This is a genomic window from Imtechella halotolerans (genome assembly GCF_028743515.2).
Classification (GTDB): domain Bacteria; phylum Bacteroidota; class Bacteroidia; order Flavobacteriales; family Flavobacteriaceae; genus Imtechella; species Imtechella halotolerans.
Window position 1 is genome coordinate 2,722,629 of record NZ_CP117969.2, and the last position, 13,831, is coordinate 2,736,459.

Annotated in this window: 10 protein-coding genes; 6 read left to right on the forward strand and 4 right to left on the reverse strand. The window is 35.1% G+C overall.

Annotated features, from left to right (window positions below; translation table 11 throughout):
* The first annotated feature begins 9 nt into the window (after positions 1-9).
* Both PT603_RS12140 and PT603_RS12145 read left to right on the forward strand, forming a co-directional pair.
* A complete protein-coding gene (locus PT603_RS12140; protein ID WP_008237255.1) occupies positions 10-1,326 on the forward strand; it encodes a RagB/SusD family nutrient uptake outer membrane protein in 1,317 nt (438 codons plus the stop codon).
* Between the two features lie 132 nt (positions 1,327-1,458).
* On the forward strand, positions 1,459-2,115 hold the full coding sequence (locus PT603_RS12145) for an HD domain-containing protein (RefSeq protein WP_040488582.1): 657 nt from the start codon (positions 1,459-1,461) through the stop codon (positions 2,113-2,115).
* Between the two features lie 141 nt (positions 2,116-2,256).
* Here PT603_RS12145 and PT603_RS12150 read toward each other — a convergent pair whose 3' ends face one another.
* Entirely contained in the window at positions 2,257-3,039 is a 783-nt protein-coding gene (locus PT603_RS12150; RefSeq protein ID WP_008237259.1) for an enoyl-CoA hydratase/isomerase family protein, read from the reverse strand.
* A gap of 16 nt (positions 3,040-3,055) precedes the next feature.
* On the reverse strand, positions 3,056-4,465 hold the full coding sequence (locus tag PT603_RS12155) for a sensor histidine kinase (protein WP_008237261.1): 1,410 nt from the start codon (positions 4,463-4,465) through the stop codon (positions 3,056-3,058).
* Positions 4,466-4,657: 192 nt separating this feature from the next.
* Here PT603_RS12155 and PT603_RS12160 point away from each other — a divergent pair, with 192 nt between their 5' ends.
* From PT603_RS12160 to PT603_RS12175, 4 genes are all read left to right on the forward strand, one after another.
* Positions 4,658-5,560, forward strand: a complete 903-nt coding sequence (locus tag PT603_RS12160) for a dihydrodipicolinate synthase family protein (RefSeq protein ID WP_274237921.1) — start codon at positions 4,658-4,660, stop codon at positions 5,558-5,560.
* Between the two features lie 80 nt (positions 5,561-5,640).
* Entirely contained in the window at positions 5,641-6,774 is a 1,134-nt protein-coding gene (locus tag PT603_RS12165) for an SGNH/GDSL hydrolase family protein (RefSeq protein ID WP_008237264.1), read from the forward strand.
* A 29-nt stretch (positions 6,775-6,803) separates the two neighbouring features.
* Positions 6,804-8,342, forward strand: a complete 1,539-nt coding sequence (locus PT603_RS12170) for a sulfatase family protein (RefSeq protein WP_238531004.1) — start codon at positions 6,804-6,806, stop codon at positions 8,340-8,342.
* 31 nt (positions 8,343-8,373) lie between these two features.
* The gene (locus PT603_RS12175) at positions 8,374-11,523 is read left to right on the forward strand and encodes a glycoside hydrolase family 2 TIM barrel-domain containing protein (protein WP_008237273.1); all 3,150 of its coding nucleotides are present in this window, start codon (positions 8,374-8,376) and stop codon (positions 11,521-11,523) included.
* A gap of 65 nt (positions 11,524-11,588) precedes the next feature.
* Here the strand turns inward: PT603_RS12175 and PT603_RS12180 are convergent, their stop codons facing one another.
* A complete protein-coding gene (locus PT603_RS12180; RefSeq protein ID WP_008237275.1) occupies positions 11,589-13,100 on the reverse strand; it encodes a sialate O-acetylesterase in 1,512 nt (503 codons plus the stop codon).
* Between the two features lie 5 nt (positions 13,101-13,105).
* Complete coding sequence (locus tag PT603_RS12185) at positions 13,106-13,798, reverse strand: LrgB family protein (protein WP_008237283.1); 693 nt, start codon at positions 13,796-13,798, stop codon at positions 13,106-13,108.
* Positions 13,799-13,831: the final 33 nt, after the last annotated feature.

Consider the following 13,831-nt stretch of genomic DNA (forward strand, 5'->3'; position numbering starts at 1 on the left):
CTGTTTAAAATGAAAAATATATTCAAAAAAATAGTGCTTGTTTTTTTTGTGACTAGTTTGATAGCTTCTTGTGAAGTTAAAGAGTTTTCAGATCTTAATAGCCCGGATTTAAACGATTTGTTAAAGGACCCCTCGCTAGGAGATATTCAAGATTTATTAGGGGGTATGCAGGCTAGTATGCGTACTAGTATAGCTACCTATTTTGACAATACTGGTGTAATAGGGAGAGAATATTATCGGTTTTCAAGTTCTGATCCACGATTTACGGCAGATTTACTTGGTAGAGAATCTGCAGTTTTGGATAATAATACGTTTTATTTGACTAATCCTTGGGCTGCTCGTTATATTGTTGTTAAAAGCGCAAATGTTGTTTTGGAGGCTGTTGACAAAACTTCCGCAGACATTTCAGATCAGGAAAAAAATGCAATTCGTGGTTTTGCTAAAACAATAAAAGCATATGAGCTATTGTTAAACCTTAATCTTACTTATCAGAATGGTATTAGGGTAGATGTGGATGATTCATCTAATTTGGGTCCTTTTCTTTCTTATACGGATGCCTTAGATGCTATAAGGGATATTCTTGAAGAGGCTGCCAGTAATCTTTCAGCTGCGGGAAATACATTTCCGTTTGATCTATCTGAGGGATTTTTGGGGTTTGCAACTCCTTTGAGTTTTAGAGAGGTTAATCAAGCCTTATTAGCTAGAATAGCAGCATACCAAGGAGATTTGGTTGGGATAAATACGTTCTTAAATGATTCTTTTTTTGATTTAGATGGTAGTTTAGATAATGGAGCATATTATGTATTTTCTGCAGAAGGAAATGACATTTTTAATCCAATGTTTTTTGCGTTGAACTCTACCACAGCAAATGCTAGGATTGTACAACCTAGCTTTGTAACGGATGCTGAATCGGGAGATAGTAGACTTTCAAAAGCAGTATTGCGAAATACCCCATTAACATTGGATGGGCTTACTGGGACATATGATTTTTATGTGTATACCTCTAATACATCTCCAATTCCAATTATTAGAAATGAAGAATTAATTCTTTTGTATGCTGAGGCACAGCATATAAGTAATCCATTGTTAGCTGTACAAGCTATTGACGTAGTAAGGGATGCAGCTGGATTATCGGATTATAGTGGAGGGTTAACTCCAGCAGACCTGCTGGATGAAATTCTGCAACAAAGGAGATATTCACTTTATGGGGAGGGTCATAGATGGATAGATATGAGACGATTTAATAGGCTTTCTGAACTTCCTATTGACAGAGTAGGTGATGATGTTTGGGTTCAATTTCCTATTCCTCTTAACGAAAATCAATAATATTATACCTGTTTCTTATTTTTAGAAAATCACCGTAGAAATTTTACTATGGTGATTTTTTTTAAATTAAGTTGGAAGCCAAGTTTACAAAGGATATTTTTGAAAGGATTTATAAATATCTTGATATACTTCATGAATAATAGTACATTAATTGATCAAACAATTGCTTTTGTTAAAGAGACTTTGTCTGGTGCTGAAGGTGGACATGACTGGTTTCATATTGAACGAGTATTCAATAATGCATTGCTTATTGCTAAAGATGAGCCTAAGGCTGATCCTTTGGTGGTGGGATTGGGGGCCTTATTACATGATATAGCAGATAGTAAATTTTATCAAGGAGATGAGAGTGTAGGTCCTAAAATTGCTTCTGATTTTCTTTATTCATTGTCGGTGGACGAAGAAGTTATAAATCATGTGGTGCTTATTATAGAAAATATTTCCTTTAAGAATGAGTTTGGAGAGAATCAATTTGATTCAATAGAACTGCGTATTCTAAAGGATGCAGATAGGCTTGATGCTATTGGTGCAATCGGAATCGCAAGGGCCTTTAATTATGGAGGATTTAGGAATAGGCCTTTATTTAATCCAGATGTTCCACCAAATATTTATCAGTCGAAGGAGGTTTATAAGTATAACAATGCTCCGACGATTAATCATTTCTATGAAAAACTTTTATTACTTAAAGACAAAATGCATACAAAGGCAGGTAAAAAAATTGCTCATGAACGTCATAAGTTTATGGAGGATTTCTTAACCCAGTTTTATAAGGAATGGCATGGAGAACTTTAATAGAATTCAATTTTGGTTAAAATACAAGATTGTATAATACCATTTAGATGATTTAGTAAGACATTTTAATTTAAAAGTGGAAAGTAAAAAGAGAAGCTTTGTTTAATAACTTGGCTTCTCTTTTTTTCGGAAACTCATTGTTTAATTTCCTTTAAAGCTTGGCTTGCGTTTTTCGAGAAAGGCGGTAGTTCCTTCTTTAAAGTCTTCAGTTGCAAAGCAGGCACCAAAAGCAGAAATTTCCACTTCATATCCATTAACTCCTTCTTTAAATCCAGCATTAACAGTCTCTATGGCTTTAGCAATGGCAGATGGGGAGTTCCCAATTATTTTGTCCGCGATTTTTTTACTAAATGGTAACAGTTCTTCAATAGCTACCATATGGTTAATCAGTCCCCAGGACAGAGCTCGTTCTGTTCCTATCATTCCTGCGGTCATAATCATTTCCATGGCACGTCCCTTTCCGATTAGTTGAGGGAGACGTTGAGTTCCGCCATAACCAGGAATTACTCCTAATGAAGTTTCCGGTAGTCCCATTCGAGCGTTGTCACTTGCGATACGGAAATGACAGGACATTGCCAATTCCAGTCCGCCACCTAATGCGAATCCATTAATGGCAGCAATTACAGGAGTTGATAAGTTTTCAATTAAATCAAAAAGAGAAGCTTGTCCCTTGGCGGCTAGGGCTTCCCCTTCTTCTTTAGTAAAATGGGCAAACTCAGAAATATCAGCTCCTGCAACAAATGCTTTTTCTCCACTTCCAGTAAGAATAATAACTTTTACATTTTTATCTGCATTTAAAGAACTGATTGCACTATGTAATTCTTCAATAGTGAGCTTGTTTAATGCATTAAGTTTAGAAGGGCGGTTTATTGTTACAACTGCTATGTTGTTTTCAGTGTTAACTAGTAAATTTTCAAAAGACATAACAAAGTGTTTTGGTTTAAAGATCTTTAGGTAATGAAATAGTAAAGGTAGTCCCTTTATCAATTTCAGATGTAAAATTAATACTTCCTTGATAGGATTCTATAATGTTTTTTACAATTCCTAACCCCAAGCCGGTTCCGCTTGTTTTAGTAGTAAATTTAGGTTCAAATACTTTCTCTTTTAGCGTTTCTGGGATGCCAATTCCATTGTCACTAATGGTTATTAGTATTTCTCGTAGGGTTTCATGTATGTTAACTTTTATTATAGGTTGTCGTCCATTTGGTACTGATTGTATGGCATTTTTAATAAGATTAGTGATAATACGTGTTACTTGATCTCTGTCAATTGTAGCTTTTATATCTGGATTCGAAGATTCGAATTCGATACAGTTTTCTTTAAATAGGTCAACCGTGAGTTTGATTACAGATACGATATTTAGTTTTTCCATGCGCTGTGCAGGCATATTTGCAAAATTGGAAAAGGCAGAAGCAATATTGCTCATGGTATCTATTTGTTGGATGAGAGTTTCTGAAAATTCTTGAAGTTTTTTTTGTATATCTGGGCTATTTGGATCAAATTTTCGCTGGAAACTTTGAACTGTTAATCGCATGGGAGTTAGAGGATTTTTGATTTCATGGGCAATTTGTTTTGCCATTTCACGCCATGCCTGTTCGCGCTCACTTTTTGCAAGTTTAGCGGTACTGTCTTCAAGTTCTTCTACCATACTATTGTACGCCGCAACTAGATTGCCTATTTCTTCACTAGGATTTTTAAGGATAATTTTTTCGTTTCGTTTATTTATACGGATTCTATCTAGTCGTTCACCTATTGTTCTCAAAGATCGAGTAATATACCTAGACATAAAGTAAGCAAGAATGACAGCTATAATTAGTAGAAAGAAATAAACAGCTGATAGTCTGTATAAAAACTCTCTTAATTCCATATTGTTAAAAGAATCGTCTTCAAAATATGGTAAATTAAGTATGGCTATAGGTTTAAATTGACTATCTGTGATATATGAATAGGAGGATTGATATCGGTCACCAGCTGCTATTTTCTTTTCAACATAACGATTGCTTAGACTTTCATCCAACTGGTTTAATATATCACTTGGGATGCTTATACGAGAAGTGTCAGTATCAAATTTAGGTCTTGAACTTTTTAATAGGTTTCCCTGTAAATCAAATAGATTGAAATTGATGTTTTGCACATCTGCTATTTGATATATTTCATCTCTGAAGATTAATGGAATGTATTGAGTTTCAACTGGAAATGTAGTTCGCTGTAAGACATAGCTTATTTGGGCCTTAATTTGTTCTTCTTTACGTTCTAATCGTTCTTCGTGATAATCAATTGATTGCTCCTTATACTGATATATGGTTACTACTGCTATAAGAATGAATGCAATTAATACCAAAAAAATCATGGTAATAAAAATGCGCAGTCGTAGTGATAGCTTTTTAAACACAGGCATAAATTTAAAGTATAAATATAGCAATTATTGAGCCAATAGGGTAAAAGGATAACGAGACAAAGTAAGAGAAGTTTGATTTTTTTTATCGATGGTATTGTGGAATAAAAAAAAATGTATATTTGTATATGTAATACATAATACAATATGAAAAATTTAATTGCAGCGACCTATGCGCCAATGAATGGCAAGGCGGAGCTTGAGGTGTCGCGTGTTGATGCCTATGCCTCATTTCTGAAAAGGAATAAAGTGGCAGGAGTTTTTATCAATGGTTCCACGGGAGACTTTAGTTCTCTTTCTATAGAAGAAAGAAATCAATTGGCTGCCGCATGGGGAAGTCAACGTGATTCTAATTTTAAGGTAGTAAATCATATAGGGCATACCAATCTTAAAGAGGCTATTACAATGGCTGAGTTTAGCAGTGAATTCGTTGATGCAATTGCAACTCTTTCACCGTATTATTTTAAACCCTCTAGTCTGGAGAAATTAGTGTTTTATTGTGCTGAAATTGCCAAGTCTGCGCCTAACTTGCCATTTTATTATTATCACATTCCAGATCTGACTGGTGCACATTTTGATATGCTTAGTTTTACAACATTGGCTAAGGAACAAATTCCATCTTTTGCTGGTTTAAAGTTTACTCAAAATAATTTTATACATTATGCTAAAGTTCAAGAACACTATCGGGCTACTTCTGATGTAGCTCTTTTTGGAGTGGATGAATGTTTTTTGTCTAGTTTACCATTAGGAGCTAAAGGCTGGGTAGGAAGTACATATAATCATTTAGCTCCATTGTACTATAAAATCAAAGAATGTTTTGAAGAAGGAAATCATGAAGAAGCAGCAATGTTGCAGCAAAAAGCAATCGCATTTGTTGATTTGGTTGCTTCCTATGGAGGCTTCAATGGTGGTGGAAAAAGTGTAATGAAAATATTAGGAATTGATTGTGGGGCTAGCAGGTATCCTCATACAACACTTACGGACAAACAATTGAAAGAATTAACGACACAAATTGATGGATTAGGTTTAAGCCCTTATTTATCAGTTTAGTATTTTAATTATTATTTGGTTGACAAGAAAGCGGAGAAATCCGCTTTCATTTTTTGTATGTTATCAATTATTTTTGTTTTATGCTTACAGAATTATCATCATTTAAGTTTATTATAACTACTTTTTTACTTGTCTCAATAGGGAATGTAGCATTTGCTCAAAATCCTAGTTCTAAAGTAAAATTTTGGAACCCGCAGCAGAGTGATGTATCCTATATTGAAGGACAAGGTTGGTTAGGAGAAATGGTTGGCAACTATAATAGACTTCCCTTAAAAATGAAAGGAGTGGTAGGAGAACGACTTTGGCAGCTTTCTCAAAACAGTGCTGGTCTTAAAATCCGTTTTAAAACAAATGCCCAGGAGATAATTGTACGATATGTTGTAAATCAAGAATTTGATATGCCTCATATGCCTGCTACTGGGGTGAGTGGGTTAGATTTATACGCAAAGACGGCCAAAGGAGAATGGTTGTGGGCTGCCGGTAAATTTCATTTTAATGATACAATTACTTACAAATTTCAACATATTTTAACGAAAGAGTATGATTCAAAGGAATTAGAATACCAATTATATCTACCCTTATACAACACAGTATCTTGGATGGAGATTGGTGTTCAAGAATCAGCATTTTTTCAGCCACTGACACCACGTCAACACTTTCCAATAGTTATTTATGGGACTTCAATCGCCCAAGGTGCATGTGCAAGTAGACCAGGATTGGCATGGACAAACATTTTAGAAAGAAAGTTAGGAATGCCTGTATTAAACTTGGGCTTTTCTGGAAATGGGAAATTGGAAAAACCGTTGCTTAATTTGATGTCTGAGATTGATGCCTCTCTTTATGTACTTGACTGTTTACCCAACTTGACAAAAATCCCAAAAGATGAGCTAGAAGAATTAATTTATAACGCCGTGGTTAGTCTTAAAAAACAACATCCAGAAACTGCTGTTTTATTGACAGCTCATGGTGGATATACCGAAGAAAATCTTAGTGATATAAGAAAACTTGAGTATGAAAATGCAAACAAAGCACTTGATGCCGCATTTAAAAGACTTAAGAAAAATAAAATCAATCAAATATATATGCTTAGCAAAAATGAACTTGGACAAGGTATCGAAACAATGGTGGATGGAATTCATCCAAATGACTTGGGAATGATGCTTTATGCTGAAGGATATTTTCAAAAAATCAATAAAATTCTAAGCAAAAGATAGTTTATTTTATACACCTTAATTGTAGAATGATGAGAAAATTTGTGCGGAATATTTTACTAGTAGTTATTTTAACCAAAGGTTTTGTACTATTTGGGCAAGGTGAAAGGCTAGGTTCACCTAATATCATAATTATTATTTCTGATGATCATACCCGCCAAGCAATTTCAGCTTATGGGAGTACAATTGCACTGACTCCTAATATTGATAGGATAGCTGAAAATGGTTTTGTTTTTAATAATGCCTATATAAACAATTCCATTTGTGGACCTTCAAGGGCTGGTTTACTTACTGGGAAATACAGTCATAAGAATGGATATAAAGACAATGAAAATTCAAGTTATGATTCGAATCAAGATCAGTTTGTGAATCACTTACAAAAAGCTGGTTACCAGACTGCTTGGATTGGTAAGTACCATTTGGGTCACAATCCAAAAGGATTCGATTTTTGGGAAATATTACCAGGTCAAGGACATTATTACAATCCGGATTTTATACAAATGGATGGTAAGACTATAAGGAAGGAAGGATATGTCTCAGATTTGATTGAGGACACTGCCGAAAAATGGATTTCAGAAAGAGATAAAGACCAGCCATTTTGCCTTATAGTAGGTCACAAAGCAACACATCGAACTTGGATGCCGGACATTCAAGATTTAAGAAAATATGACGACGTTGTTTTTCCTATACCAGAAACCTTTTATGATTCTTATCAAGGGAGAAAGGCCGCGCAAGTACAGGATATGACAATTCGTAATACTATGCAGATGAGTTACGATTTAAAAATGTATTCAGAAGATACGAAAGATGGAAACATAACCCGTATGAATGACAATCAACGGAAAGATTTCTTAGGATATTATAATGGATTGAAGGATAGCCTGGAATTACACAAGTTTGAAGGAGACCAATTAACTGAATGGAAGTTTCAAAGATATATGAGAGATTACTTGGCAACAGCAACGTCTCTAGATAGAAATATTGGTCGCTTGCTGGATTATATTGAAAGTGAAGGGTTAAAAGACAATACTATTGTTATTTATCTTTCTGATCAAGGTTTTTATCTAGGTGAACATGGATGGTTTGACAAGCGTTTTATGTATGAGGAATCTTTTAGCACACCCATGTTAATGTATTATCCCGGGAATCAAAAAAAGGGGACAACCCAATTGAATCAAATGGTTATGAATATTGATATAGGGCCAACTTTATTAGAAGCTGCGGGTTTGAAGGTCCCATCATCAATGCAGGGAAGTTCTTTTTTACCCATAGTGGAAAAGCCTAATGTTAAAGGCAGGGCGGCACTGTATTACCATTATTATGAAAATGGTGAGCATTCAGTTTCACCTCATTTTGGTATTAAAACTGCCCGATTTAAACTGATAAGGTTTTACAAAAGGGTAGAATCTTGGGAACTTTTTGACCTTGAGAATGATCCTAATGAGTTGAATAATTTGTATGAAAATCGGGAATATAAAGGAACCATTAAACTCATGAAAAGAAAACTTAAAAAGTTACTTCAAACCTATGAGGATGAACAAGCCTTGGAAATATTGAACCGTAAATTATAATATTACACATTCATTACTTAAATCATTAACTATGTTAAAAAGAGTATATTACATCTTGGCATGTATTGGTTTGTTAGGGATTGTAGAAGTACAAGCTCAACAGCCATTTTTGGATCCCGTTTTTGAAAATCCCTCGGTACAAGAGGATAATAGAATGCCTATGAAGGTAAATTATTTTCCATATGAAAGCTTGGAAAAGGCCAGAAGCGGTAATAAAGAATCATCCATACGATTCATGTCCCTAAATGGGTATTGGCAATTTTTATGGGTTCCTGATTATAAAAAATTACCTCAAGATTTTGCTGATCCTAATGTTGATGTAAGTCATTGGAAGAATTTTCCAGTGCCTGCAAATTGGGAATTTAATGGATATGGAGTTCCTATTTATGTAAATGAAAAATTTGAATATGCTCTAAAAAATCCATCTCCACCAGATATTCCTGATAGTATTGATCAACCTGCAGCTGTATATCGTAAAAGCATTAATATACCTGAGACATGGAAAAATCAACAAGTATATCTTTATTTGGGAGCAGTAAAATCGGCATTTAGACTATATGTTAATGGGGTTTATGTAGGAATGGGTAAGGATAGCAAACTTGAATCAGAATTTGATTTAACTACTTATATTAAGCCTGGTGAAAATGTATTGACCTTGGAAGTTAGACGCTGGTCCGATGGAAGCTACCTTGAAGCTCAAGACATGTGGCGTGTCTCTGGAATTACAAGAGAGGTCTATCTCTACGCACGTCCTAAAGTCCATATCTATGATTGGGAATCTGGGGCTACTCTAAGTAATGGATATAGAGATGGAAAATTACAACTGAGAACCCAAGTTTGGAATTTGACTGATACTCCAAAAAATGAATATCAATTGCATTCAGCACTCTACGATGATAATGGGAGAAAGGTTTGGAATGCTTCACAAACTACATATGGATTGAAAAGGCCTTTTGGTAAAACAGAAATTCAGTTTGATGCTACTATTTCCAATATTAATTCTTGGTCAGCAGAAACTCCAAATTTGTATCGATTGGAATTGATTCTTACCGATTCTAAGGGGATGATCCAGGAAGTAATTAGTAAAAAAATAGGATTTCGTACTGTTGAAATTGCCAATGCCCAAATCCTCATCAATGGAAAGCCAGTATTGTTTAAGGGGGTTAACAGGCATGAAACACACCCAGAAACGGGACAAGTTGTGAGTAAAGAGAGTATGCTTCAAGATATTAAACTCATGAAAGCTCTTAATGTGAATGCTGTTCGTACTAGTCATTATCCAAATGACCCATATTGGTACGAGCTGTGTGATCAGTATGGGTTGTATGTAATGGATGAAGCCAATGTTGAGAATCATGGAATGCATTATGATTTAGCGAGAACACTAGGGAATGATCCTGACTGGGAAAAGGCTCATCTTATGAGGATTGGAAGGATGATAATACGTGACCGTAATCATCCTAGTATTTTTAGTTGGAGTATGGGTAATGAATCGGGAAGCGGTTGGAATTTTTATCAATCCTACAAAATGGCAAAAAGCTTGGATTCTTCTAGACCTATACATTATGAACGTTCTGAAGGTGAATGGAATATTGATATAGAATCAAGTATGTATAAGGACATAACTTTCTTGGAGAATTATGCTCAGAATAATCCAAAAAAACCATTTCTATTATGTGAGTACGCCCATGCTATGGGGAATAGTATTGGAAATCTTCAAGAGTATTGGGATGTATTTGAGAAATATCCAGTATTGCAAGGAGGATTCATCTGGGACTGGGTAGATCAAGGAAAATTTAAAAAGGAAGGAGATATAACCATTGTAGGTTATGGAGGAGATTGGGGACCGGCGGGTACACCTAGTGATAATAATTTTTTGGCTAATGGTATTATTGCATCTGATAGAACGCTACATCCTCATGCTTATGAAGTACGTAAAGTCCATCAGAACATCGCATTTGAAAGGAAGGATTCTAAGCTAGAAATTCGAAACAAGTATTTTTTCAAAACTCTGGATAATTTCGCTTTTAATTGGACATTATTAAAAAATGGGGAAATAGTGAATCGCGGTAGACTACCTCAAATTACGGTTCAACCAGGGCAGACAGTAAGTATAGACTTACCGCAAGCAAGTTTGGATACGTCAAAAGGTGGCGAGTACTTTCTTCAAATAGAAGCTCAATTAATTAATGAAGAGGGAATACTTGAAGCAAAAACACCTTTAGCATTTGGGGAATTTCAACTTACAAAATCTGAATCAATACCGTATGCTGTTCCAGAAACTAATAGTATAGAAATCACGGAATCAGTGAACCAAATTAAAATTTATAACAAGCGATTTGAATTGAACATTGATTCGGCCAGGGGTGTTGTAGGTAGCTTTATTGTAAAAGGAGAGAAACTATGGGAAAGCGGACCAATGCTTAATTTATGGAGACCAGGAACTGATAATGATTTTGGAGCCAACCTTCCGTATAAATTAAAGTATTTAAAAGATGTATATCAAAACGCTGTTACTAGCACAAGGTATCAACAATTGAATGATGGAAGGATTCAGGTGACATTCCAAAGTAAAATGATCGATGGTAGGTTATTATTTACCCAGGATCTAATCATAGATGAAAATGGAGGTATTTTTGTAACTAATGATTTACTTCCTGAGTTGGAGTATGATTCAATGGTATTTAAAATAGGGAATCTTCTAAAGTTGCCAAATGACTTTTCGACTTTACAGTGGTATGGACGTGGTCCATGGGAAAGTTATAGAGATAGAAAAACTTCCGCTTTAATTGGTCTTTATAAAGGGTCGATAGATAAACAGTACCATCCCTATGTTAGACCGCAGGAGAGTGGAAATAAAACTGAGGTTCGGTGGGCTTCTATTACTAAAAAGAATGGAAGTGGGTTTAAGGTTGTTTATTCAGAAAATGTATTGAATATTAAGGCACTACCTTATAGTCCTGATCAGCTTTTTCCTGGATTTAAAAAACATCAAACACACTCGGCAAGATTAGTTCCTGATACTAATGTTTATCTTGATATTGATATGGAGCATTTGGGAGTAGGAGGAAATAATAGTTGGGGGGAATTGCCTATGTCCAAATATAGGCTCCATTTAAATAAACCCTATACATATTCTTATTGGATTATTCCAATAGATACTAAGAAAAATCGTAATTGATGATTAAAAGAACGGCCAGCAAAATAATAATGTTGGCCGTTTTTAATAGTTGTAATTGCCTTATATCAGTTTACCTCAATCTTAAAGGTGGACGCAGGTAGTTGTGACGAATTCATTAAATTCGCAGAGGTAAAAGGTTCCCATGCGTAATAAATAAATTGGGGCTTATAATGCATAGGAATAAAGACTTTATTCTTTTTCTTGATTTGGGCTTCTACTGGAGTTTTTCCTTTATCTATAGAAAAACCCTTAAGATTATTGTTTTCAGAAAAAGTGAGCCCTTCCTCGGCATGTCGGAAGGTAATCCATATACCTCCTTTTTTATAAATTGCCTTTTTTGGTAGGGGACCACTTGGAGATATTTTTTCATTGTAGTCTTGAGCTAAAGCCCATTGTGCCAGTCGATATCCAACTTCTTTTTTATTGGTAGGATGTACATCATTTTTTGATCCTAGGTCACTACTTACGGCCATACCAGTATTCCTCGTTTCATTTAAAAGTAGTCGTTGTTCATCTCTAAACATTGGCCATAAGGTACTCTTATAGTGCAGTGTGTCAATGGAGGATAGCTGAACCCAATAAAAGGGTAATTTGGGGTTTTTCCATTGTTTTCTATAATCTTCTATCATTAGTTTTTGTAAAGCTGCATACTCTTGAACCCTTTCTAAATCTAATGCATTACTTTCACCTTGGTAAAGAAGTACACCTTTGATAGGTATTACTGTTAATTGCTCAATTCCAGAAGCAAAGGCAAATCCAGGCTTATAAGCGTGATTAGGACCAGTAGGATCTTGTGGAATAACTAATCTTCTTCCTGTATTTTGGACACCTCGTTCTCTTACCCATTTAGGTAAAGACTCATTATATAGCCAATTGCCCTTAACTTTTTCTTTGAAAATTGGATGGGATTCTAGAGTCTCTCTTTTAATAAATGTTTCCAGTGGAGCACCTCCTATGGCCATATGAATTAGGCCAATTGGAATATGTTGGTTGGCAATAATATTCTTCCCAAAGTAATATCCAACTGCGCTCATTGAACGAACACTCTTGCTGTCGGAAGTTTCCCAAGAACCTTGGTAAAAGGAAGACATATTTAATCGTGCATATATACTATCAGTGAAAGGTTGTCCGTAAATATTTTTTCCCGCATAGGTGGTATTAAAAAATCGGAGTTTAGGGTTGTTTACTTCAGTTAATTCTTCCTTATAATGCATTTCAGCTTGCATAGGCCATTCCATATTAGATTGGCCTATACAAAGCCAAACATCACCCACGAGGATATTACTTAGGGTAATGGAAGTTTTGAGGTTTTGAATTTCAAGTTTTTTGGGAGAGAGTGTTGTTTTTTGTTTTGGGAAGAGTACTTTCCAATTACCATTTTTATCCGAGGAAGTTTTTAATGTAGTTGTTGCAAATCGGACTGTTATAATTGTATTGGGCTGAGCCTTTCCCCAAACAGGGAACTTCTGATCACGCTGAATAACCATGTTATTTGTAAAAAAAGGTGGCAGAGATATTTGGGCAGTTGCAATTACTCCAAGAAAAAAAAGTAAAATGGTAAAGATGTATGTTTTCATTATTTTTAAATTAAAAAAATCAATAGATAGGGTGTTATTATTGCTGTAATTAGTCCGTTTAAACACATTGCTAATCCACTAAAAATACCTGATTCTGGACTACTTTCTATTGCTTTTGCAGTCCCTATTCCATGCGCGGAAACTCCCATTGCTACGCCTTGAGCTGCTAAATCTTTTATACCCATTTTGTTCATAAAGTGTAGTCCAGTTACATTTCCTAAAATTCCCGTAATAATAACAACAGGGACAATGATTTCAGGCAATCCTCCAATATCCTTTGTCACTTCCAAAGCAATAGGTGTTGTGACTGATTTTGCAACAACTGATTTTAAGATATCATGTGGAATTTCAAATAATAGAATGATAGTTGAAACACTTATTATTGAAATAAATGACCCAACTAAGACAGCGACTAAAAAAGGAATAAGTTGTTTTTTAATCGCTGGTAAATATTGGTGGAAGTAGGCTCCCAAGGCAACTACTGAAGGACCTAACATAAAGGTGAAAATTTCGTTGTCTTTTAGATAATCTTCGTACGGATAGCTAGATAGACTTAAGATTACCATAATTAAGGTACATGCTGTTAGAACGGGGTTTAGGATTGGTCTATTCCATTTTGTTTTTAGTCTTAAAGCTATCCAATAGATGGCAAGGGTTAAGGTTATCCAAAGTAACGGGTTTTGTATGCTAAAATTCATATGACACCATTTTACCCCTCCTAGGGGAAGGTT